The 22047-nt window shown below is 61.2% G+C and carries 21 protein-coding genes; 7 read left to right on the top strand and 14 right to left on the bottom strand.

What is annotated here, in order from left to right; translation table 11 throughout:
• The first annotated feature begins 78 nt into the window (after positions 1–78).
• On the top strand, positions 79–2364 hold the full coding sequence (locus NDI72_RS09670; protein ID WP_113153949.1) for an NADP-dependent malic enzyme: 2286 nt from the start codon (positions 79–81) through the stop codon (positions 2362–2364).
• 276 nt (positions 2365–2640) lie between these two features.
• On the opposite strand, the gene NDI72_RS09665 is transcribed toward NDI72_RS09670, so the two are convergent.
• From NDI72_RS09665 to sppA, 11 genes are all read right to left on the bottom strand, one after another.
• A complete protein-coding gene (locus NDI72_RS09665) occupies positions 2641–4362 on the bottom strand; it encodes an AIPR family protein (RefSeq protein ID WP_283800337.1) in 1722 nt (573 codons plus the stop codon).
• Positions 4363–4735: 373 nt separating this feature from the next.
• Positions 4736–5608, bottom strand: coding sequence for a l-ornithine N(alpha)-acyltransferase (gene olsB, locus NDI72_RS09660; protein WP_206994356.1), 873 nt, complete (start codon positions 5606–5608; stop codon positions 4736–4738).
• 201 nt (positions 5609–5809) lie between these two features.
• The gene (locus NDI72_RS09655) at positions 5810–8113 is read right to left on the bottom strand and encodes a PAS domain-containing hybrid sensor histidine kinase/response regulator (protein WP_283800336.1); all 2304 of its coding nucleotides are present in this window, start codon (positions 8111–8113) and stop codon (positions 5810–5812) included.
• A gap of 72 nt (positions 8114–8185) precedes the next feature.
• The gene (gene acuI, locus NDI72_RS09650; protein WP_206994357.1) at positions 8186–9178 is read right to left on the bottom strand and encodes an acrylyl-CoA reductase (NADPH); all 993 of its coding nucleotides are present in this window, start codon (positions 9176–9178) and stop codon (positions 8186–8188) included.
• A gap of 63 nt (positions 9179–9241) precedes the next feature.
• Positions 9242–9748, bottom strand: a complete 507-nt coding sequence (gene lspA, locus NDI72_RS09645; protein WP_206994358.1) for a signal peptidase II — start codon at positions 9746–9748, stop codon at positions 9242–9244.
• Positions 9745–10605, bottom strand: coding sequence for a TrmH family RNA methyltransferase (locus NDI72_RS09640; protein WP_206544455.1), 861 nt, complete (start codon positions 10603–10605; stop codon positions 9745–9747). Before NDI72_RS09640 ends, lspA begins: the two co-directional genes overlap by 4 nt.
• Positions 10602–11630, bottom strand: a complete 1029-nt coding sequence (locus NDI72_RS09635; protein ID WP_113153942.1) for an RsmD family RNA methyltransferase — start codon at positions 11628–11630, stop codon at positions 10602–10604. The genes NDI72_RS09640 and NDI72_RS09635 overlap by 4 nt, the downstream gene beginning before the upstream one ends.
• A gap of 70 nt (positions 11631–11700) precedes the next feature.
• Complete coding sequence (gene lhpI, locus NDI72_RS09630) at positions 11701–12663, bottom strand: bifunctional Delta(1)-pyrroline-2-carboxylate/Delta(1)-piperideine-2-carboxylate reductase (RefSeq protein WP_283800334.1); 963 nt, start codon at positions 12661–12663, stop codon at positions 11701–11703.
• Between the two features lie 24 nt (positions 12664–12687).
• Positions 12688–13011, bottom strand: coding sequence for a LapA family protein (locus tag NDI72_RS09625; RefSeq protein WP_113153940.1), 324 nt, complete (start codon positions 13009–13011; stop codon positions 12688–12690).
• Between the two features lie 61 nt (positions 13012–13072).
• On the bottom strand, positions 13073–13363 hold the full coding sequence (locus tag NDI72_RS09620) for an integration host factor subunit beta (protein WP_113153939.1): 291 nt from the start codon (positions 13361–13363) through the stop codon (positions 13073–13075).
• 77 nt (positions 13364–13440) lie between these two features.
• Positions 13441–14403 (bottom strand): signal peptide peptidase SppA, encoded by a 963-nt coding sequence (sppA, locus tag NDI72_RS09615; RefSeq protein ID WP_206544452.1) that lies wholly within the window; start codon positions 14401–14403, stop codon positions 13441–13443.
• A 417-nt stretch (positions 14404–14820) separates the two neighbouring features.
• On the opposite strand from sppA, the gene lptC reads away from it, so the two are divergent.
• From lptC to ptsN, 6 genes are all read left to right on the top strand, one after another.
• Complete coding sequence (gene lptC / locus NDI72_RS09610) at positions 14821–15522, top strand: LPS export ABC transporter periplasmic protein LptC (RefSeq protein ID WP_206544451.1); 702 nt, start codon at positions 14821–14823, stop codon at positions 15520–15522.
• A gap of 34 nt (positions 15523–15556) precedes the next feature.
• Positions 15557–16114, top strand: a complete 558-nt coding sequence (locus NDI72_RS09605; RefSeq protein WP_113153936.1) for an LptA/OstA family protein — start codon at positions 15557–15559, stop codon at positions 16112–16114.
• Positions 16115–16141: 27 nt separating this feature from the next.
• The gene (lptB, locus tag NDI72_RS09600; protein WP_224873525.1) at positions 16142–16924 is read left to right on the top strand and encodes an LPS export ABC transporter ATP-binding protein; all 783 of its coding nucleotides are present in this window, start codon (positions 16142–16144) and stop codon (positions 16922–16924) included.
• Positions 16925–17026: 102 nt separating this feature from the next.
• The gene (gene rpoN, locus NDI72_RS09595; protein ID WP_283800333.1) at positions 17027–18520 is read left to right on the top strand and encodes an RNA polymerase factor sigma-54; all 1494 of its coding nucleotides are present in this window, start codon (positions 17027–17029) and stop codon (positions 18518–18520) included.
• Positions 18521–18744: 224 nt separating this feature from the next.
• Positions 18745–19320 (top strand): ribosome hibernation-promoting factor, HPF/YfiA family, encoded by a 576-nt coding sequence (gene hpf, locus NDI72_RS09590; RefSeq protein ID WP_113153933.1) that lies wholly within the window; start codon positions 18745–18747, stop codon positions 19318–19320.
• Between the two features lie 71 nt (positions 19321–19391).
• Positions 19392–19856, top strand: a complete 465-nt coding sequence (ptsN, locus tag NDI72_RS09585) for a PTS IIA-like nitrogen regulatory protein PtsN (RefSeq protein WP_113153932.1) — start codon at positions 19392–19394, stop codon at positions 19854–19856.
• Between the two features lie 54 nt (positions 19857–19910).
• Here ptsN and NDI72_RS09580 read toward each other — a convergent pair whose 3' ends face one another.
• The 3 genes from NDI72_RS09580 to NDI72_RS09570 all read right to left on the bottom strand — a co-directional run bounded on the left by NDI72_RS09580 (position 19911) and on the right by NDI72_RS09570 (position 21957).
• Positions 19911–20966: a C45 family autoproteolytic acyltransferase/hydrolase gene (locus NDI72_RS09580; protein WP_206994361.1), complete on the bottom strand. Its 1056-nt coding sequence runs from the start codon at positions 20964–20966 to the stop codon at positions 19911–19913.
• 199 nt (positions 20967–21165) lie between these two features.
• Complete coding sequence (locus NDI72_RS09575) at positions 21166–21423, bottom strand: BQ00720 family protein (RefSeq protein ID WP_113153930.1); 258 nt, start codon at positions 21421–21423, stop codon at positions 21166–21168.
• A gap of 108 nt (positions 21424–21531) precedes the next feature.
• Positions 21532–21957 (bottom strand): Hsp20 family protein, encoded by a 426-nt coding sequence (locus tag NDI72_RS09570; protein WP_113153929.1) that lies wholly within the window; start codon positions 21955–21957, stop codon positions 21532–21534.
• Positions 21958–22047: the final 90 nt, after the last annotated feature.

Below are 22047 nucleotides of genomic sequence, written 5' to 3'. Positions count from 1 at the left end.
AGCCTTATGCACCCGTCACTGGCAAAACTCCACAGAAAGCACATGCCAGAGCCCGTCTCCCGGAGGAAACACACCGACATGCCCGCCAGCAACAAGCCCGAACGCCAGGGACCGTCCGTCAGCCCGCAGGAAGCCCTCGACTTCCACTCCACCGGCAGACCCGGCAAGCTCGAGATCACGCCGACCAAGCCGATGGCGACCCAGCGCGACCTTTCGCTGGCTTATTCGCCCGGCGTGGCCGTGCCCGTTCAGGCCATTGCGGAAGACCCCAGCCGCGCCTTCGACTACACGACGCGCGGCAACATGGTGGCCGTCATTTCCAACGGCACGGCGATCCTCGGCCTCGGTAATCTGGGCGCGCTCGCCTCCAAACCGGTGATGGAGGGCAAGTCCGTGCTCTTCAAGCGCTTCGCCGATGTCGATTCCATCGACCTTGAGGTCGACACCGAAGACGCCGACGCCTTCGTGAACTGCGTCAAGCTGCTCGGCCCCTCCTTCGGCGGCATCAATCTGGAAGACATCAAGGCGCCCGAGTGCTTCATCATCGAAAGCCGGCTGCGCGAGCTGATGGACATTCCCGTCTTTCATGACGACCAGCACGGCACCGCCATCATCGCCGTTGCCGGCCTCATCAACGCGCTGCACCTCACCGACCGCGACATCAAGACGACGAAGCTCGTCTGCAATGGCGCCGGCGCTGCCGGCATTGCCTGCATCGAGCTTGCCAAATCGCTTGGCCTCGCGCCTGAAAACGTCTTCCTGTGCGACACCAAAGGCGTGGTCTACAAGGGCCGCGAGCAGGGCATGAACCAGTGGAAGTCGGCCCACGCAGTGGAGACCGACAAGCGCACGCTGGCCGAAGCGCTCGAAGGGGCGGATGTGTTCTTCGGCCTTTCGGCCAAGGGCGCGCTGACGCCGGCCATGGTGCAGTCCATGGCCAAGAACCCGATCATCTTCGCCATGGCCAATCCCGATCCGGAAATCACGCCGGAGGAAGTCGCCGAGATCCGCACCGACGCCATCATGGCGACGGGCCGCTCGGACTATCCCAACCAGGTGAACAACGTTCTCGGCTTCCCCTACATCTTCCGTGGCGCGCTCGATGTGCGCGCGACCACCATCAACGACGCGATGAAGGTGGCCGCCGCCGAGGCGCTGGCCGAGCTAGCCCGCCAGGACGTGCCGGACGACGTGGCCGCCGCCTATCAGGGCAACCGCCCGAAATACGGCCCCAACTACATCATCCCCGTGCCGTTCGATCCGCGCCTCATCTCCGCCGTTCCGGTGGCCGTGGCAAAGGCCGCGATGGATTCCGGCGTTGCCCGCCGCCCCATCCTGGACATGCAGAAATACACGAACGAGCTTTCCGCCCGTCGCGATCCGCTCGCCTCCACCCTGCAGCGCATCTACGACCGGGTGCGCCGCCAGCCAAAGCGCGTGGTCTTCGCCGAGGGCGAGGAAGAACAGGTGATGCGCGCCGCCGCGTCCTATGTGAACCAGAAGCTCGGCACGGCCATTCTCGTCGGCCGCGAAGAGCAGATCCGCGAGACCGCGCGGCACGCGGGCGTGGACCTTTCCAAATCCGGCATCGAGATCATCAATGCGCGGCTTTCGCGCCGCAACGCCATCTATGCCGACTATCTCTATGAGCGCCTGCAGCGGAAGGGCTATCTCTTCCGCGATGCGCAGCGCCTGATCAACAACGACCGCAACCACTTCGCCGCCACCATGGTGGCGCTGGGCGATGCGGATGCGATGGTGAGCGGCGTGACCCGCAACTATTCGACCGTGCTGGACGATGTGCGCCGCGTGATCGACGCCCGCCCCGGCCACCGGGTCATCGGCGTGTCGCTGGCGCTGTGCCGGGGCCGCACCGTGCTCGTGGCCGACACGGCGGTGCATGACATGCCCAATGCCGAAGAGCTGGCCGACATTGCCGAGGAGGCCGCAGGACAGGCCCGCCGCATGGGCTATGAGCCGCGCGTGGCCATGCTCGCCTACTCCACCTTCGGCCACCCGCCGGGCGAGCGTTCCGACCGTGTTCAGGAAGCGGTGAAGATGCTCGACAAGCGCCGGGTCGACTTCGAATATGACGGCGAGATGGCCGCAGACGTGGCCCTGAATTCGAGCCTGATGCAGCAATATCCGTTCTGCCGCCTGTCAGGCCCGGCGAACGTGCTCGTCATGCCCGCCTTCCACTCCGCCTCCATCTCCACGAAGATGCTTCAGGAACTGGGTGGCTCCACCGTCATCGGCCCGCTTCTGGTGGGGCTGAACAAGTCGGTGCAGATCGTTCCGCTGAACGCGAAGGATTCGGACATCGTGAACATGGCGGCGATTGCGGCGTATAACGCGGCGGTTTGATTGGGGGGGGGGGCAAGATCCAGGCACTCGTAGCCCTAATTGCAACAGATTAATCGCAAAATTGCGCGACCTGAACTGGTGGCGGACCATGAGATTGGTCCGCCGCTATTGTTCCAGGAGATACGCGCGCGCAAGCAACAATCTTTAGCTGTATAGCGACTGATCGCATTTGACATCGCTTTCAATACGAAATCGATTTCCTAGCGTACGAAGAACTTCGAAGCTACGCCCCCGCTCATCTCCTATCCTACTGATTTCACAAAGAATATAAATCTACTAGTTGATAAAGTAGGTTTGAGTGAAGTTCTCTGAAAATCTCTCAGTCCTGATAAAATCACGCAATTGCTCCCTCGTCCTAGCCTCTGATTGGCCGATGAGTTTCTCGATGTGCTTTGATACTTTTTCGATATGAGCTGCGTAGGCACTATTATCTCGTATCACGCTCATAACCGACCTATGAACTGAAGAACGTTGCGTACCGGATGCCTCAAGAATGTTCGGCATCGTCCAAAACTGGCGAACCAATGCGTAAAGCACATAGAATTTGTTGATCGCGAACGTTCTAGGAACTCTGGACGTACGTACGAGATAGTCGAACTTGTACAATGACAATGCGGCCATGTGATAAAGTTCGACGCTATGATTACGGAGGAAAATTTTCTTCGAAAACTCTTTTCGGATACCTCTGTGATCGCGGGCCGCACGGTTAGGCTGAAAGAAGAAAGCTGCAGCTGCCACCTTCATGAGGTCAGACGGCTTCATGATCCTAGTACGTTCGATCGCGACATCCCGATACTGGTTGTCACGTCTCTCTATAAGTATTCGCTCGTCCCCATCCTGTCCAGAGCAATAAATCTCAAGATCTTTCATAAATGGAAGCAAAGCCCAGAACTGATCCTCGCGCACCTCGTTTTGCTTGTTAGTACCAACAATAATTTTTGATACAAAATCAGGGTCTGAACTCCCAATTAGACGTAGCGGAACACTAATTTCACCTGCCGAATCACGCGCCTGAGCCAAAATATTCGTCGTTTGACAACCGTTAACTATTTGATAGTCATCAATTTTAAAAGTATCCCCCTTCCTTGAAATACTCTTCGCAACAACAGTTATACCATTATTCTTAAAAACGAAAGAAGAAAGATCTCCACATTCTATTTCTTTTAGTATTGACTTATTTATATCTGAATTTGGATTGAAATCCCTGACGTTATCGTAAAACAATGCTCTATTTATATGGCGCTCCCCGATACTATCAGGCTCACCCAAAGCCATCTCCAAAACCTGATCCGCTGTAACATACCCAATATAAGCCTCTTCTGCACTTGAATGCTCAGGAAGAGTTATGTTCTTAGGAAAAAATATTGAAGCGGATGATGAATTGGTCGCTGCGCGAAAAGCCTCCTGAATACTCCGGGCTCCTAGACAGATTATATCAATGGAACCAAATACATTAAGCTCTTTAAGGCGCTCCTTATTTTTCTGTATGAGAGAATCTATCTCACTAGACACCTCGCCAGATCCGGTCGTGCAAAAATAACACTTAAGATCTGGATTGGAACGCGTCGCCGCTGCGAAGACCTGATCGCGGGCCCCCACCAAATCGTCAATCTGAGGCCCTTTTAAAAGCTTTAGGTCCGTGAAGAAGTCATAAACGGCGTCGAGAAACTTAGATACCTGACCATAATCGAGCTTATTTGACATCTTTGATTGATACATGTGGAACGAACCAACATGGTTCTTCCCAACGGATAGTACGGAAGACGCTTCATCCTCATCGACACACAGTATTCCTTGAACACTGATAGCTATACCGTCAATCCCAAATTCCTCACCTTTTAAATGCGCCCTGAAAGGATTAATATTCTCTCCGAGAATACCATTCTCGACTGCGAATATCGACATAACCTCGAAGAATTCGCTATCACTTCCTTCTTCGCTTGGATTAGCACTCTTGAAATCTTTAAGCTGGGCCCTGACTATGGGGTTCATTGCCATCGAGCTCGCCTCCCGCCGCTTTATCTTATCCAGAAGTATAATCTCATAAACACATTTTATAGAAATCATCTCATTCAACAATAGCGTTATGAGAGCGCCTACATACGTGCCTCAAAAAGCAATAAAATTCGACTTAGCCGACTTACCTATTAACGAAGCGCCGCATCGATAATAGATTTCCAGAAACATGAATAAAATTCAAAAAAAAAAAGAAATAGGGAAATTATTCTAGATCCGAATCCTAAATTATCCGATGGAACATTTACACTCAACTATGTGCCACCCTATATAAAAAACCGGGCGACGCGCCTCACGCATCACCCGGCCTCAATGCCGCTCAGCTTTAGCCGCGCATCAGCGCGCGCCCCCCCCCTCAAGCCGCAAAACGCTGCGCTTCGGCCCCGTAGTAATTGATATACCGGTCCGAGATCGCCTCCACCGGCAGGACCACGAACACATCCGTGGTGCCGAAATCATGGTCGATCACGCAGCCTTCGCCAAAGCGCGCGCCGAGGCGCAGATAGCCTTTTACCAGCGGCGGCATGGCGGCGAGCGCGGTGCGCATCTGGATGGCTTCCTTCGGCATCAAATCCATCGGCGCATAGCGGCTGGCCACAGCGCGCACATGCCAATCGGCCTCCACCTGGCAGAAATGCCCGAGAAAGGAGAGCGCCTCCGCATGGGCGGCCGGCACCACGCCGGGGAATGAGGCGCAGCCCATCATCACGTCGATGCGCTTCTTGCGGCAATAGGCCCAGATGCCCTGCCACAGAAGCTCGATGGTGCGCTTGGTGCGATAGGCCGGCAGCACGCAGGAACGGCCAAGCTCCAGAAAGCGGCGGCCATCATGGCGGGCCATCAGCGTTTCGATGGCGAATTCGTCTTCGGAATAGAACTTTCCGGCCCGACGCGCGCCCTCCGGCGTCAAAAGCCGGTAGGTGCCCACGATCCGGTCCACATCCTTGCCCGGAAGCGTGGTGTCCAGCACCAGAAGATGGTCGCAGACGGCGTCGAAACCGTCCATGTCGCGCTCTTCGGCCATGCCGCCCTGCGGCGCGCGCGCGCCCATCTCCTCGTAGAACACGCGGAAACGGATGGTCTGGGCGGCGGCGACTTCCTGCTCGCTGCCGGCAAGGCGCACTTCAAGCGGCCCGATGCGGCCGAGCAGTGCACCGTCGGCGCCGTCAAGCAGCGACGCTGCGGCCCGATCGTTCAAAGAGGTCTGGTTCAGCGCGATGCCCTGCATTGCTCTTACTCCTCCGCGTGGCGTTGACGCTGAAATACTGCTCTGCTGCGACAGAACTGTGACACTAAAGCATCGGACCGAAAAGTGGAATCCGGTTTTCGGTTATCCCGATGCTTCATCATTATTTGTGATTGTCCTTCGTGCGTCCGAATGAACACACGACGATCTGGCGTCGAGGTCGTGATTCACGAGAGGCAGGTATCAGACCACCGCGTGCATATCCAGTGCGGTGAGCAATTCATCCGGGTCCAGCGGCTTGGTGACGAACCCGTTGGCCCCGTGCGCCAGAACGCCATGGCGGGTTTCTTCCTGCCCGTCGGCGGTCAGAACGAGGATTGGCAGCGGCGCAAGGCCCGTTTCCTCCTCATGCCGGCGGATCGCATTGATGGCGTCCAGCCCGTCCATCACCGGCATGTGCAGATCCATCAGAACGATATCGTAGCGCGCATGCGCCTCGTCGTTCACCGCTTCCACCGCCTCGCGCCCGTTCGACACGATGCGCACCCGGTGGCCGGCCTTGCCGAGTGCGGCGCGCGCCAGCATGGCGTTGATCTCGTTGTCCTCGGCCACGAGGATGTTGAGCCCGTTCTTGCGGTGCGCGGGGCGGGGCGCGCTGCCGGCCTCTTCGCCCGCCTCGGCCACGGGCCAGGCGATTTCGCCATGCGCGCTCAGAAGCTGGCGCACCAGCGTGTTGCAGCGCACCGGGCGGGCGAGGAAGGCCCCGTAGCCACTGGCGCGGAAAGCCGCCAGACGCCCGCGCTCCGATGGCGTGATCAGGGTGAGCGCGCGCCCGCCGCCCACGCCAAGCCCATGCAGCCGGGTGATCAGCGCGCCATCGTCGCTTTCAAGCGAGGCGTCCACCAGAACCGTGTTGAACGGCGCGCCGCCATCTTCGGCCAGCCGCGCCGCATCCTCTGCGCTGGCGGCAATTGCCGCGCGCCCGCCATGGACGCGGATCGTCATGGCGATGGTCTCCGCCTCCTGCGTGAAGGGCGAGAGGATGACCGCGTTCACCTCTTCCAGAATGGGCTCCACGCGCATGCCCTCATCGTCGCTCTCGCCAAGCGGCAGGAGCACGGCGAACTCCGAGCCCTCGCCCGGCGTGCTGGCGACCGTGATGGAGCCGTTCATGGCGTCGATGATGCGCTTGGTGATGGCAAGGCCAAGCCCCGCGCCGCCATGACGGCGGGTCGAGCTGCCATCCACCTGCTCGAAATCCTTGAAGATGCGGTTGATGTCGTCCTTTTCCAGGCCCGGTCCGGAATCGGCCACCGCAATGCGCAGCGCCGGCTGGCCGTTCTTCTCCGCCCGCGTCACCGCCACGGTCACGCCGCCCTCATCGGTGAACTTGACCGCATTGCCGAGCAGGTTGAGCAGCACCTGGCGCAGACGCCCCGGATCGGCCGTGATCGTCTTCGGCAGGTCGGGCGCGATGTAGCAGCCAAGCCCGATATCCTTGGCGAAGGCGCGGGCCGCCAGAAGCTCCACCACGTTCTCCACCATCTCATGAACCGAGAGCCGGCGCGGCTCCAGCTCCAGCCGGCCTGCCTCGATCTTGGAATAGTCGAGCAGATCCTCGATCAGCGCCACCAGCGCGCTTGCCGAGGTGGAAACCGCCCCCACATAGGTGCGCTGCTCGGGCGTCAGCTCCGTGTCGGCCAGAAGCGTGGCCATGCCCATAATGCCGTTCATCGGCGTGCGGATCTCGTGGCTCACCGTCGCCAGAAAGCTGGATTTCGCGCGGCTCGCCTGCTCGGCCCGTTCGCGGGCGTTGATCAGCGCCGTCTCGGCCCGTTTGCGCGCCGTGATGTCGCGCGCGATGGCGCGGTGCGAGACCGAGTCCGCCTTGTCGTCGCGCACCGAATGCTCGATCCACGAATACCAGCGAATGCCGTTGCGCGTGTGGATCGCCACATCGGTGGAGCTCAGGCATTCGCCATCGGAAAACGCCGCATCCGGCACGAGGCCGATATCGATGCCAAGCTGGCTAAGCGTGTGCCCCATCAGCGAAGACGGATCGCGGCCCAGAAGGTCTGCGAACACCCGGTTCACATAGACGATGCGGCCACCCCGGTCGCGATGCACGATCAGATCGCCCAGCGCGTCGACCAGCCCGTGAAAGCGCTCTTCGCTTTCGCGCAGCTCCCACATGCGGTCCGCCAGATCTTCCAGCTCGCCGCGATTGACCGCTTCCTTCTCCGCCAGTTCCGAGACAAGCCGGCGGTCCATGGTCGAGGCGCGGAAGGCCACCGCCAGCGCTATGCCGCCCAGGATCACCAGCATCATGCTGATGAGCGGCGAAGCGCCCGTCAAATGGCTGAGCCCGGCAATGAAGATGATGGCAAGCCCGACCGCGACCTCGCCGTAATGCGTCTGCACCGGCAGCGTAAGCGACACCGGCGCGAGCGCCGGCGGCTTGATGCGGATCCGTTTGCGTGGCTTCGTCTCTGTCGCGAGCTTCTTCGCCGGCTTTGGATCGATTATGTGCTTCCCCGCCCTTTTCATGGCCGCGACTTTACGCGACGGGAATTACGGAAGCTTTTGGCGGATCGCTCGCATTTTAACGGTTCCGCGCCGTTACGGCATCTCCACCACCACCCGGCCGCGCACCCGGCCTTCGATGATGTCTTCCGCCGCCGAAAGCACGTCGCCAAACGGGATCACGCTGGCGATGGAGCTGAGTTTCGCATGGTCGAGTTCGGTGGCGATGCGCCGCCAGGCTTCCAGCCGCAGCGCTTTCGGGGCCATCACGGAATCGATGCCCAGCAGCGACACGCCGCGCAGGATGAACGGCGCAACGCTTGTCGGCAGGTCCATGCCCTGCGCCAGCCCGCAGGCCGCCACCGCCCCGCCATAGGAGGTCATCGACAGCACATTGGCGAGCGTGTGGCTGCCCACGGCGTCCACGCCGCCGGCCCAGCGCTCCTTGCCAAGCGGCCGGGCGGGACCGGAAAGCTCCTCCCGGTCGATGATCTCGGCAGCACCCAGTTCCTTCAGATAATCGGCTTCGGAGGCCCGCCCCGTCGAGGCGATCACGTGATGCCCCTGTCCGGCAAGCAGCGCCACGGCGACAGAGCCGACACCGCCGGCAGCGCCCGTCACCACCACCGGCCCGCGCTCCGGCGTGATGCCGTGGCGCTCCAGCGCCATTACGCACAGCATGGCCGTGTAGCCGGCTGTGCCCACCGCCATCGCATCCTTCGCGCTCATGCCGTCGGGCAGCGGCACGAGCCAGTCGCCATTGACCCGCGCGCGCTGGGCATAGGCGCCGTAATGCGTCTCGCCCACGCCCCAGCCATTGAGGATGACGCGGTCGCCTTCCTTCCAGTCGGGATGGCTCGATGTCGTGACCGTGCCGGCAAAATCGATGCCGGGAACAAGCGGAAAGCGGCGCACCACAGGGGCCTTGCCGGTGATGGCGAGCCCGTCCTTGTAGTTCACCGTGGTCGCTTCCACGGCAACCGTAACGTCGCCCTCCATCAGGTCGTCTTCGGAAAGCTCCGTCCAGGCAACGGATTGCTTCTTGTCTTCATCCCGCGAAATCAGAACCGCTTTGAACGTCTCCGTCATCACTCACTCCGGCTGGTTACGGTCTTCAATGATGAGAGAGAGTGCGGCGCGCGGGGCGCAAGGTCAATCCGGGCGCGCCTCACCGCCTGAGCGGCCTGAGCGCCCGCGCCGCCAGTCGAGAAACTCCTCGAGGATCACAAGCCCCGCTCCCACGGTGATGAAGACATCCGCCAGATTGAAGATCGCAAACGACCAGACCGGCGTGTGGAAGTAGATGTAATCGGTGACGAAGCCGAGGGTCAGCCGGTCGATGAGATTGCCCACCGCGCCGCCCAGAATGAGCGCGAAGCCTAGCCGCGCCCAGGTCTGCGAAGCGCCGGTGCGCAGCGCCAGATAGCCGATGAACAGGATCACCCCCGCCATCACGATGCTGAGCCCGATGCCGCTCATGCCCGAGAACATGGAGAAGGCGATGCCGGTGTTGCGCGAATGCAGAAGCGAAAGGAACGGCAAAAGGTCGATCCGCTCATGCAGCGGCATCATGGTCTCGACCAGTTCCTTCACCACCTGATCGGCAAGCGCAAACAGAGCAATCAGGAGGCCGTAGAAACCGATGCTGCGCATGCTCATGGGCCCGCCCTTTCCTCAAGCGGCAGCGCATCGCGCCGGATCTCGTAGAGCATCACGCCCGTCGCCACGGCGAGGTTGAGCGAATCCGCCCGCCCCGCCTGCGGAATGCGCACCAGCGTGTCGCAGCTTTCCGCCAGCACGTCCGGCAGGCCCTGCTGCTCATTGCCCATCAGGAGCAGCACCGGCCCCTTCCGGTAATCGACGGTGCGGTAGTCGACCGAGCCCTTCAGATGCGTGCCGACCACACGGCCGCCAAACCCCTTGCGCCAAGCAAGAAACGCATCCTGGCTCGCGCGCACGATCGGCACGGCGAAGATGGAGCCCATGGTCGCGCGCACCGTCTCGAAGGAGAACGGGTCGGTGCAGTCGCCAACCAGGATGATGCCCTTTGCGCCAACGGCGTCGACCGTCCGCAAAACCGTGCCCAGATTGCCCGGATCACGCACCCGGTCGAGCGCCACCCAGACCTCGCCATCGGCCGGCTTCACGCTGGCAAGCGGCGTCGTCTTCTGCTCGAAAACGCCCACCACCATCTGCGGATTGTCGCGCTTGGTAACGGCCGACATCACCTTCTCGCTGACGATCAGCACGAGGCCGCCGGCAGCCACGGTGCGGGCGGCAAGCCGCTCCACTGCTTCATTGCCGCGCCCCGCCTTGGCGTAGAGCAGTGTGCGGATCGTCCAGCCGGCGTCGAACGCATCGATCACCAGCTTCTGCCCCTCGGCGATGAAAGCGTGTTCGCGGTCGCGAAACTTCTTCTGCGCCAGCGCGCGAATGTCCTTGATGATCGGGTTGGTCAGGCTGGTGACTTCCTTCACCTGGCCCGGCCTGCGCCGCTCGTTCTCATGTCCGCTCATGACGCCACCCAGCGCGAAAACAGCGAGGTCGACAGGGCCCGGCCCGCCGATTGCTCGCGAATGATCAGTTCACCCGATTCCACCCGACCGCCATAGCCCGCAAATGTGTCACGCATCAGCGCGTGAATGGCAAAGAAGGAAGAGCGGATGGAATAGGCCGTCAGCACCACGGCCAGCGGCTTCGGCGTCAGGATCGAGCGGCAGAGATCCGCCAGATAGGGCAGATCCTCGAACAGCTGCCACACCTCGCCCTTCGGTCCACGGCCATAGGCCGGCGGGTCGAACAGCACGATGTCATAGCTGTTGCCGCGCCGCGCCTCACGCTCGGCAAACTTCACCGCGTCTTCGCAGATCCAGCGGATCGGCTTGTCGCCGAGCCCGGCCATTTCCTGATTTTCCCGTGCCCAGCCAATCGCCTTCTTGGAGGCATCCACATGGGTCACTTCCGCGCCGGCGCGGGCGGCCACCAGCGAGGCAAGCCCCGTATAGCCGAACAGGTTCAGCACCTTCACGGGACGGCGCGCCTCGCGCACCAGCGTTTCCATGTGCGACCAGTGGGTCGCCTGCTCGGGGAAAACGCCCACATGGCGAAACGAGGTGAAACGGCCCAGATAGTCGATCCCGTCATGGCGCATGGGCCAGGTCTCGCCCAGCGGCTCCTTCGGAAAGCGCCAGCGCCCCATGCCCTCTTCATCCGTGTCGCCGGTGAAGATGGCGTCGGCCTTCTGCCACTCGGCCGGACCGAGTGCGGGCTGCCAGATCGCCTGCCCCTCGGGGCGCACAATGCGGTAAGGACCGTATTGCTCGAGCTTCTGCCCGCCGCCGGAATCCAAAAGCGCATAATCGTCATTGGGCAGCACTTCCAGAATGACGGGCAAACGCTCGTCAGGAAGCTTGCCCTGACGGCGCGGCGGCGCGGGGCGTGAATTGGGTTCGGACTGGCCCTGCGTCTTCTCGCGGGGGGCCGTCTGTTTTTTTGGGCTGCGCCGGTCATCGTTCCGGCGCTTGGCGCGCGCAGGCTTCAATCGGGTCTCCGCCAATGAGCTATAATGCCCGCGCTTCTGCCACAGGCGCGCGGGACAGGCAACAAAGCCGTCAGCGATGCTTTTCGTAGATCGCGATACCGCCGGCCAGATCTTCGATGGCCGCGCCGACGGATTTGAACAGCGTGATTTCGTCGTCGCTCGTCCGCCCCGGCTTCTCGCCGCGCGTCAGCTCGAAGAAATCCGCCTTGATGTCATCCGCCGTAAGTGCGCCGGCGGCAATCGCCTGAACGACGTCGCCGGCCTCCTTGGTCGCGCCGGCATGCGTGTCCACGAAAACCGACGCACGGCGCATCGCCTCGTCGTCGCTCTCGCGCATGGTCGGCGTGAACGCGCCCACCAGATCCACATGAACGCCGGGCTGCAAAAGCGCGCCCTTGACCAGCGGCACGGTGGAAAGCGTTGCACACGACACGATGTCCGCTTCGCCGATGGCAGCATCGAGATCGTCGGCCACGGAGGTGTTCATGCCCTCAGCGCGCAGCGTCTCGGCAACCTTCTCGGCATTTTCGCTGGAGCGGTTCCAGATCCTGATATCGTCAATCGGCCGGATCGCCGAATGGGTGCGTGCCAGCATGGGCGAAAGCGCGCCCGCTCCGACGATCAGCAGCTTCGAGGCATCCTTCCGCGCCAGATAAGAAGCGGCGAGACCGGAGGCGCATGCGGTGCGCCATGCCGTCAGGCGCTGGCCGTCGATCAGCGCCAGCGGTTCGCCCGTGGTGCCATTCATCAAGAGATAGACTGCCATCACCGCCGGTTTGCCGATGGCGTTGTTGTCCGGCGAGACTGCCGCGATCTTCACACCGATATAACCGGAATCGTCACCCGCCAGCCGCGAAAAATCGCTCCATGCCGGCATGAGAAGAAGCGTGCTGTCCGCGCCTTCAGGCCGTTCGATATTGTGGTGATGACGCACCGGCTGAACGGCGCCCTTCCTGAAGGCTTCGCCCAATGTCTGCACGAGTTCGGCATAGTCCAGGCACGCGTCGACCTGGTCGGCGGAAATGGAGAGCATTGGCTGGGCCTTCTGGCTGGAGGGTCAGGAGGGGGATTGCGGGATCTGCGGTGCGTTCGGGCTGGCCGGCGGGGCCTGGCGCAGCTTGTCGACTTCCTTCTTGCGCTCGCGCGCATCACGCCGGTAGCGCCCCTGACGCAGCCAGGTGGCGAGACTGCCGACAATCATGCCGAAACCAAGGGCGGCAAAAAGATAAACGAACAGCGGCCACTCGATGGTGAGCGCCGGATTGCCCGGATTGAACGGGTCGATGGTGAAAGGCACTGCCGCGCGGTTCGCCACTGCAAGCGCGATGATGATCACCGCCAGAGGCACGAGGACAAGAACGAGAATGATGCGGTTGGCCATTTCAATCCACTGCTATCTAAAAAGTAAGTGCCCCCTGAAGAGTAAGTGTCCGGGGGAAGGACTAGCTGTCCTTGTCCTCATTGAGGCGCTCGCGCAGCTCTTTGCCGGTCTTGAAGAAGGGAACCCACTTCTCCTCCACCTCAACGGATTCACCGGTGCGCGGGTTGCGGCCCGTGCGGGCGGGACGGTTTTTCACCGAGAACGCGCCGAAGCCCCTTAACTCCACGCGATTGCCTTCTGCGAGCGCGTCCGAAATCTCTTCGAAGATCGCGTTGACGATGTTCTCGACGTCGCGAAGGTAGAGATGCGGGTTGCGATTGGCGATCGTCTGCACGAGCTCTGATTTGATCATGGATTCTTTTCCGCCGCTGAAATGGCCTGTTTAACGCCCGGTCGTTTACGACACAATGGTGATTTTGTTTGCTTTTTTTAGTCAGGCAACCTTCTGTTTTCAGGTTGCCAGACCGACAGCAGACCGTCAAGGAAGATGCGATCCGCGCCCAGCTCGCGCAGGATGTCCGCGCCGCCTTCCGGCACACCGAGGAAACGCGAGGCAAGGTCCGGCAGGAACAGGTTCCCCGTTGTTTCGCGCTTCTTCCACTCCACCACGTCCAGATCTTCGTCCAGCCCCTGTGTGACCAGCCAGGCCTTGGCTTCGCGCTCACCGCCCAGCTCATCGACCAGCCTGAGTTCAACGCCCTGCCGCCCGGTAAAGACCGAGCCGTCCGCAACCTCGAGCACCTCGTCGCGCGTCAGCGGGCGGCGCTCCGCCACCAGATCGACGAACCAGTCATAGCTGTCGAGGATCATAGAGCGGATCATCGCGCGGGCTTCTTCGCTGGTTGGCTTGAAAGGAGAAGGCTCGGCCTTGAGCGGCGAGGATTTGATTTCCTCCAGCTTCACGCCGAGCTTGTCCATGAGGCCGCTCACATCGGGATACTGGAACAGGACGCCGATGGAGCCGACGATGGAAGACTGCCGTGCAACGATGTGATCCGTGGCGCTGGCGATCATGTATCCGGCGGAAGCGGCAAGCGTCCCCACCTGTGCGACAACGGGCTTTTCTGCGGCCAAAAGGCGGATTTCCTCGAAAATGGCTTCACCGCCAGCCGTCGTACCGCCGGGGGAATCGATGGTCAGGATGACGCCCTTGACCGCCGGCGTCTCGCGAATCCGGTCGAGCCGCTCCAGCAGTTCGTCATCCTCGAAGATCGTTCCGGAGATTTTCACCTGCGCAATGTGGCTGGAAGACACGCCGGCCGCATCGCTCATCAGGCGCTGCGTGGCGAAGCCGATTGCCAGCACGATCACCACGAAGGCGGCAATGCGCCAGAAGGTGAGCTTGCGCCGCAAACGCCGACGATCGATCAGTTCATCCGCACGATTGGACATGACAGCCTCGCTTTCACCTTCACAGGGATTTCGTCCTAAACCAGCGCCTTTTAGTCCAAAGCCGCCCCCGGAACCACCGCCTTGTACAAGATTTCGCCGGGAATTCGCGCAACAGCTGCAAACACGAAGAAACTTGCACGTAAATCATTGTCGTTAATCCAAAAATAGCCATATTGGGGTGAGATTTGGAAGCAAGGGGCAAGTTTAGGATCTGAGGCTTTCCGGCTACGCAGTTCTGACCAAGGGGTCGGCGACATCGTTTCGCCGTCAGGCGCGAGGTGCATTCCTCGAGGTGCATCCCTCGAGGTGCATCCCTCCGGGGGATGGCGCTGACTGTATCCGGGAAGGGCCATGCCCGGGCGTCCACCCGGGCGTCCAGTTGACTGGCCGCCAAGCTCACGGAAAAGCGCAAAGCACATGAGTAACCCAAAAGACAATGCCGCAGGCGCGGCAAGGAGAGGTCACGGCGACGCGATCCGCAACACCGAGCGCGGCGCCGAAGACTTTGCGCTGGCCTCGCGTCACTCCCGGCGCGTGCGCCTTTTGAAGCGCGTGCTGCCGGCTGTTGCAATCGCCATCACGGTGGTCTTCGTTGGCTATTCCTACCTGTTCTCCGGCACACGCGGGGCGATCGATCTGGCCAGCGCCTCCATCGAGGGCGGTTCGCTGGTCATGTCCAGCCCCGAGCTGAACGGCTTCACCAGCGACGACCGCCCCTACAAGATGACCGCCGAACGCGCCCGCCAGAAGCTTGGCGGCGAGGATGTAATCGAGCTGGAAGGCATTCGCGCCCATGTGCCGGTCGATGGCGACAATTTCGCCACCATTCAGGCAAGCGACGGCGTCTATGACCGCGGCAACAACCGCCTCGACATCACCAGCGAAATTGCACTGCGCACCACGTCGGGCATTGTCGCAAAACTCGACTCCGCCGAAATCGACATCGCAAAAAGCAGCCTCTCCTCCTCGAATCCGGTTGAAATCGAACTTGACGGGACGAAGATTGCAGCCGATTCCTTCGCTGCGGAGGAAGGCGGCAAGGTGTTTGTATTCGATAAACGCGTTCGCGTTACAATCGACCCGTCACGGATCCGTGAAACCGCCGACGCACGCAACTGAGGCTGCGGCACAAGAGGGAACGGAAAGGAACATCATGCGCATCAGAAGCTTCTCAGGGCTCGCCACGGGCGCGCTTCTTTTGGCCGGACTTTCGTCCGCCGCACTTGCGCAGGATTCGCAAAGCCGCCTGACCGGGCTGCAGCTTTCCGGCGACAAACCCATTCAGATCGAGAGCGAGCGGCTTGAGGTTCGCGAAGAAGACAATGTCGCCGTGTTCTCCGGCAATGTCTCCGTCGTTCAGGGTCCGACCCTGCTCAAGGCCGGACGCATGAAGGTCTACTACTTGCAGGACGGCGGTTCGGCCGCAACCGGCAGCGCCAATATCGACCGGCTCGAAGTGGACGGAAACGTCTATGTGAAGTCGGAAAACCAGGTCGCCACCGGCGACAGCGCCACATTCGACATGAAGACCGAAGTGCTTGTTCTCTCGGGCAAGGAAGTGGTCCTGTCCGAAGGCGAGAACGTTATCGTCGGCTGCCGTCTCACGGTTCAGATGAAGAACGGCCAGGCCGAACTCGATGGCTGCAAGGACACGAAGGCCGGCGGCCGCGTGAAGATGCTCCTCACTCCCGGCTCCCAGAACAGGCAGTAAACCGCGTTGATTTCCAAGTTGCGTAAAATGCGGGCCGCCAAGGAGCCCGCGGCAGAGAATCCTGCGAGCGGCAAGCTTCCCGAGTACAAGGGCACGCTCATCGCACGCGGCCTCACCAAGGCCTATAAGGGCCGCCAGGTCGTCAGCGGTGTGTCCATCGGCGTGCGCGCCGGCGAGGCCGTGGGCCTGCTCGGGCCGAACGGCGCCGGCAAGACCACCTGTTTCTACATGGTCACCGGCCTCGTGCCGGTGGATCAGGGCACGATCCACATCGACGGCCACGACGTGACCGGCATGCCCATGTATCGCCGCGCCCGGCTTGGCATCGGCTACCTGCCGCAGGAAGCCTCGATCTTTCGCGGCCTGACGGTCGAGCAGAACATCCGCGCCATTCTCGAAGTGGTGGAGCCGAGCCGCAAGGAACGCGACAAGAACCTCGACGCACTTCTCGAAGAGTTCAACATCAGCCATCTGCGCAAATCGCCCTCCGTCGCCCTTTCGGGCGGTGAGCGGCGGCGTCTGGAAATTGCGCGCGCGCTTGCCAGCCGGCCCAACTTCATGCTGCTCGATGAGCCCTTTGCGGGCATCGATCCCATCGCCGTGACCGATATTCAGCAGCTCGTGCGTCACCTGACGGCGCGCGGCATCGGCGTGCTCATCACCGACCACAATGTGCGTGAAACGCTGGGCCTGATCGACCGGGCCTACATCATCCATGCCGGTCAGGTTCTGACCCACGGCCGCCCCAACGAGATCGTCGGCAATGCCGATGTGCGTCGCCTCTATCTGGGCGAAGGCTTCACGCTCTAAGCTGCGGCTTCACTGCTTTCTGGCTTGACAAGCAAAAGTCGGGCCAATTGAATCCCGTTCTGCGGCAACATTGTTGCCGCACCGAACAGGGGCCAAAACTTCATGGTGCTCGCGCCAAAACTCCATCTGCGTCAGACACAATCGCTGGTCATGACGCCGCAGCTTCTGCAGTCCATCAAACTGCTGCAGATGACGCATGTGGAGCTTGAGCATTTTCTCGACGCCGAGATTGAGCGCAATCCGCTTCTGGAACGGGGCGAAGAGAATTCAGAAGAACGCGCCGAAACCTGGCAAAACGAGCCGGAACCACGCGAAAACACCGCAAAATCCATCTCGGAAAAACTGGATTCTTCGCTCGAAAACCTGTTCCCCGACGATCCCGGCACGCAGGAGCGTATCAGCGCCGACCTCTCGGCCCAGTGGAAATCCGCCGGCGGAAACGGCCTGCAAGGCTCCGGCGGCAGCGCCTTCGACCTCGAAAGCACCACCGCCGCCGCAACCACGCTGCGCGACCATGTGAACGGTCAGATCGCGCTCGCCTTTTCAGACCCGGCGCAATTGCTCATCGCTCATGAACTGGCCGATGGCCTCGATGAGGCGGGCTATCTGGCTGTCGAAACGGCGGAGATTGCCGAACGCATCGGCGCGGAGCCCGCAACGGTCGACGCCGTGCTCGCCACCTGCCAGACCTTCGATCGGCCCGGCATTTTCGCGCGCGATCTGGCTGAATGCCTTGCCCTGCAACTGATTGCGCAGGACCGCTACGACCCGGCCATGAAGGCGATGGTCGACAATCTCGACCTTCTGGCAAAGCGCGACTTCCGCACGCTCGGCCGGCTCTGCGGGGTGGACGCCGAGGATCTGGCCGACATGCTGGCCGAGATCCGCATGCTTGATCCCAAGCCGGGCATGGCGTTTTCCGGCGGCACCGCCGATCCGATCGTGCCCGACATCGTGGTGCGGGCGGCAAGCGACGGAAGCTGGGCGGTGGAGCTGAACCCGGAGACCCTTCCGCGCGTTCTCGTCAACGAGCCCTATTACGCGGAGATTTCTCCCCAGGCGCGCGACAATGAGCGCGAATTCCTGAGCGAATGCCTGCAAAGCGCCAACTGGCTGGCGCGAAGCCTCGACCAGCGGGCCAGAACCATACTGAAGGTGGCGTCCGAGATCGTGCGCCAGCAGGATGCCTTCCTCGTCCACGGCGTGAGCCATCTTCGCCCGCTCAATCTACGCACGGTGGCCGAAGCCATCGGCATGCACGAGTCCACCGTCAGCCGCGTCACGGTCAACAAATACATGATGACCCCGCGCGGCACGTTCGAGCTGCGCTACTTCTTCACCTCCGCTCTCGCATCGGCGTCGGGCGGCGATGCACACTCGTCAGAATCCGTGCGCGACCGCATCCGTGCGTTGATCGACGCGGAGAAACCGGCCACCGTTCTTTCCGACGACGCGCTTGTGGATATGCTGCGCTCGGAGGGCATCGACATAGCCCGCCGCACCGTCGCCAAGTACCGGGAAGCGCTCAATATTCCCTCTTCGGTACAACGCAGGCGCGAGAAGAAGATGCTGGCGGCGGCAGGGGCCGGCTCCTGACCCGAAACCCCGGTCGAATTGACAAGACCGCCGGAAAACACTAGAAGCCCGCCCGCATGGACCACAGGCCTGAGAGCCTTTTAGACTTTTGTCCGTAGTGCCAGCAAACGAAGAAGGGAAACGCGGCAGACCGAGATCACAATCCGCCGCGGCACCTTGTACATGCAAGCCACACGTATAAACTCGATTCGTTCGGTGTCTGATCAGGAAAGGTCTGTATTCAGATGAGCTTACGTATTTCCGGAAAACATATGGACATCGGCGAAGCGTTTCGCTCGCGTATCGAGGGACGCATCGGCGAAGCCGTCGACAAATATTTCGACGGTGGGTTTGCTGGTCGCGTTACGGTAGAAAAGTCGGGTTCTCGTTTTGCCGCCGATTGCATGATCCATCTCGACACTGGCATGGTGTTGCAGGGCACGGGTCAGGCGCAGGAGCCGCAAGCCGCTTTTGATGCTGCCGCAGAGCGCATCGAAAAGCGTCTTCGCCGCTACAAGCGCCGGCTTAAGTCCCACAACAACGGCCAGCATGTCGATCAGATGGACATTGCCTATCGCGTCATGGCCCCGGTGGCCGAAGATGAAGAAGAGGTCCCGGAAGACTACGCGCCGACCGTGGTTGCTGAATCGAAGATGGCCCTGCAGACCATGTCTGTGGCTACCGCCGTCATCGAACTCGACACCAAGGACAATCCCGTCTTCGTGTTCCGCAATGCCGGAAGCAACGAAGTGAACATTGTCTACCGACGCGCCGATGGCAACATCGGCTGGATCGATCCGTCGGTAGTGGCAAGCGCATAAGTTCCGTGCCAGCGTCAGCGCCGGCCATCGAGCATGGCCGGCGGACAGACAAAGCAAAGGATGCATAAGACATGGATCTGAGCGATCTGATCGACCAGAAAGCGGTGATCCCGGCGATGAAGGCCAATTCGAAGAAGCAGCTTCTGCAGCTTCTTGCCGAAAAGGCGGCTGGGGTAACCGGATTGCCGGAGCGCGAGATCTTTGACACGATCCTGCAGCGCGAACGCCTGGGCTCCACCGGTGTGGGCAATGGCGTCGCCATTCCGCACGGCAAGCTGCCCGGCATAGACCGCATCACCGGCGTGTTCGCACGCCTGGAAACGCCGGTCGACTTCGAAGCCATCGACGATCAACCCGTCGATCTGGTCTTCCTGCTGCTTGCGCCGGAAGGCGCCGGCGCTGACCATCTCAAGGCGCTGTCGCGCATTGCGCGCGTGCTGCGCGATGCCGAGAACACCGCCAAGATCCGCGGCACCAAGGATGCTGCCGCCATTCACAGTTTCCTGGCGCAGACGCCGGCTTCCAACGCCGCCTGATCGTCTGCGACAAGCCTGATCGTCTGCGACAGGCAAAATGCCGGAACGGCCTTCTCACATCGAGAAGGCCGTTTCCTTTTGCGTGACCGCAATTTCGACGAAGGGAACCGCCGGATCATTGCCCCGGCGGATGTGCATGCGCCGCTCGGCCAGATCCATGGCGATGGTGCAGATCGTGCCCTTGCGCCCCAAAAACCCGTCACTGTCCCGATACGGGGCCAGGATGGCGTGTTCGGGATGCGCATTGTCGGAAAGCACGGCTTTTAGCCGGGCGAGATCAGCCGGCGTTCCCGGCGCCGTCAGCGCACGGATGCGCTCAAGCCGCGCCGTGGAATTCTCCAGCAGCTCGGCATCGACCGGAGCCTTGCAGGTGACGTAGTGATTGGTGTGCGTGGTCGCCGTACCGCCCGGCTCCATGCGCCGCGCCGCATCGCCCTCATACTCGATATTGATGGCGCGGCCGTCCCTGCCGGCGACCAGAAGATTGAGCGAGCGCCCCACCCCTGCCCGCTCAAGCGTCTCTTCCACATCGGCCCAGGAGCCGGCGTCGAGAAGTGACCGCAGGAGAATGTGGGAAGGCACGCCGCGCGTGGGCTTGGGCGTCGGCAGGAAGTTCAGGCACACGCCGAAGCCCGCATCATTGAGGCCGACCTTGGCCAGCATGCCGGGCTCGGTCATTGTCAGAAAGCGTTTGCCGCGTTCATCTTCCGAGCGAATGAGAACGACCAGCTCTTCAAGCTTTTCCGACCAGTCCCAGTTCTGCCCCACAAAGGGCGTTCCGGTGTATTGCACCACGGTGCATTCGGACGCTGAGAGTGCGGAGAGAAGCTCGCTGCGCGCATTGAGCGCGACGATCCAGAGAGGATCGACATCCGCACCATCGGCGATGCCATCCATCTCGGCGCAGGCGCGCGGATCGAAAGCAGCGATCACATCGCGAAACTGCGCTGCCGCCGCGAGGATTTCGCCTTCGGGGCGGTCGAAATAGGTTTTGTAGATAGAAAGCGTACGGGCGATCCGCTCATTCAAGGCCGAACCGATCTGGCGGCCTCTTTCTTCCGGTTTGCCCCAAACATCAATAAGCGGAAACGTCCTGCTGCTGGCCGGCATGGCCTTCCTCCAGATTTGACGGCAATCACGATGTAAGTGCCTGCGCCATTCCCTGGAAGATCGGCCCGGCTGTCAAGACGAAAAGGAGACGGCTACCGGCAATCTCTCACCGAAATCCGCCACGTAACTGTGACTTTTGACAGTGGCTTTCCATCTGCGCGGAAGCGGCGTCGCCTGTTTCCGCGCAGAACGTGTTCGGTCAGTGGAGACTGACGGTCTCCAGATCGTTCTGCATCGCGCCTGCGAGCGCTGTGTCGCGGGCGTCTGCCAGTAAGATGGGCTGACCGTCTGCGCCGAAAAGCGCCCAGAGCCGTGTGCCCGGCTTCAGGTCAGGCATGCCGGGAAACTTGCCCTGCAGGTCTTCGGCATCCATCTCGCGCATATAGGCCACTGCACCCTCGCCGATGTGGGCAAGCTGCTGCTGGGTAATGGCGATCTTGCTTTCATGTTCGGTCATCGAAGCCTCCTTAACGCAGGCGTTTCCCCTGGAAACCAACCCGCTGAAGAGCCCAAGGTTCCGGGACGGGTCAGCCCGCCCGGTTTCCTCCCGAATAAGACCAGTATGTCAGTCTTTCACGGAAATGTTTATTTTTTGTACCAGCCGTTCCGGCTCGGGTCGGTCCAGGTCTATGGACAGGAGGCCGTTCTTGAGATCGGCGTTCAGCACCCGCATGCCTTCCGCCAGCACGAACATGCGCTGAAACTGGCGCGCGGCAATGCCGCGATGGAGGTACTCACGCTCGCCTTCTTCGGTCTGTCGGCCGCGAATGATGAGCTGGTTTTCTTCCGTTGTGACGTCCAGATCATCCGCACCGAAGCCCGCTACGGCCAGTGTTATGCGGAGTCTCACGCCCTGCCCGCCTTCGGCGCGGATGCGCTCGATATTGTAGGGCGGGTAGCCATCGCCCGATTTCGCAATGCGCTCGAGCGTTTTTTCCATGCTGTCGAACCCTAAAAGGAGCGGATTCGAGAAAGGCGTCATACGCGTCATTTATTACAGTCCTCAAAGAGCGACGTGGATAGAAGAAAACCCGAATGGCATTTTCTCCGTTGCAACTGATATGGTCGCTCAAACCCTGCG

This window comes from Nitratireductor sp. GZWM139, from assembly GCF_030068685.1.
In the GTDB taxonomy this organism is placed as follows: domain Bacteria; phylum Pseudomonadota; class Alphaproteobacteria; order Rhizobiales; family Rhizobiaceae; genus Nitratireductor; species Nitratireductor aquimarinus.
Note: the sequence above shows the minus strand (reverse complement) of the source record. Positions and strands in the feature narration are given on the sequence as shown.

Excerpts from the sequence above, each read along its gene's own strand:
- NDI72_RS09670 (WP_113153949.1), top strand. The coding sequence starts at position 79 with ATGCCCGCCAGCAACAAGCCCGAACGCCAGGGACCGTCCGTCAGCCCG.
- NDI72_RS09665 (WP_283800337.1), bottom strand. The coding sequence starts at position 4,362 with ATGGCAATGAACCCCATAGTCAGGGCCCAGCTTAAAGATTTCAAGAGT.
- olsB (WP_206994356.1), bottom strand. The coding sequence starts at position 5,608 with ATGCAGGGCATCGCGCTGAACCAGACCTCTTTGAACGATCGGGCCGCA.
- NDI72_RS09655 (WP_283800336.1), bottom strand. The coding sequence starts at position 8,113 with ATGAAAAGGGCGGGGAAGCACATAATCGATCCAAAGCCGGCGAAGAAG.
- acuI (WP_206994357.1), bottom strand. The coding sequence starts at position 9,178 with ATGACGGAGACGTTCAAAGCGGTTCTGATTTCGCGGGATGAAGACAAG.
- lspA (WP_206994358.1), bottom strand. The coding sequence starts at position 9,748 with ATGAGCATGCGCAGCATCGGTTTCTACGGCCTCCTGATTGCTCTGTTT.
- NDI72_RS09640 (WP_206544455.1), bottom strand. The coding sequence starts at position 10,605 with ATGAGCGGACATGAGAACGAGCGGCGCAGGCCGGGCCAGGTGAAGGAA.
- lhpI (WP_283800334.1), bottom strand. The coding sequence starts at position 12,663 with ATGCTCTCCATTTCCGCCGACCAGGTCGACGCGTGCCTGGACTATGCC.
- NDI72_RS09625 (WP_113153940.1), bottom strand. The coding sequence starts at position 13,011 with ATGGCCAACCGCATCATTCTCGTTCTTGTCCTCGTGCCTCTGGCGGTG.
- NDI72_RS09620 (WP_113153939.1), bottom strand. The coding sequence starts at position 13,363 with ATGATCAAATCAGAGCTCGTGCAGACGATCGCCAATCGCAACCCGCAT.
- sppA (WP_206544452.1), bottom strand. The coding sequence starts at position 14,403 with ATGTCCAATCGTGCGGATGAACTGATCGATCGTCGGCGTTTGCGGCGC.
- lptC (WP_206544451.1), top strand. The coding sequence starts at position 14,821 with ATGAGTAACCCAAAAGACAATGCCGCAGGCGCGGCAAGGAGAGGTCAC.
- NDI72_RS09605 (WP_113153936.1), top strand. The coding sequence starts at position 15,557 with ATGCGCATCAGAAGCTTCTCAGGGCTCGCCACGGGCGCGCTTCTTTTG.
- lptB (WP_224873525.1), top strand. The coding sequence starts at position 16,142 with ATGCGGGCCGCCAAGGAGCCCGCGGCAGAGAATCCTGCGAGCGGCAAG.
- rpoN (WP_283800333.1), top strand. The coding sequence starts at position 17,027 with ATGGTGCTCGCGCCAAAACTCCATCTGCGTCAGACACAATCGCTGGTC.
- hpf (WP_113153933.1), top strand. The coding sequence starts at position 18,745 with ATGAGCTTACGTATTTCCGGAAAACATATGGACATCGGCGAAGCGTTT.
- ptsN (WP_113153932.1), top strand. The coding sequence starts at position 19,392 with ATGGATCTGAGCGATCTGATCGACCAGAAAGCGGTGATCCCGGCGATG.
- NDI72_RS09580 (WP_206994361.1), bottom strand. The coding sequence starts at position 20,966 with ATGCCGGCCAGCAGCAGGACGTTTCCGCTTATTGATGTTTGGGGCAAA.
- NDI72_RS09575 (WP_113153930.1), bottom strand. The coding sequence starts at position 21,423 with ATGACCGAACATGAAAGCAAGATCGCCATTACCCAGCAGCAGCTTGCC.
- NDI72_RS09570 (WP_113153929.1), bottom strand. The coding sequence starts at position 21,957 with ATGACGCGTATGACGCCTTTCTCGAATCCGCTCCTTTTAGGGTTCGAC.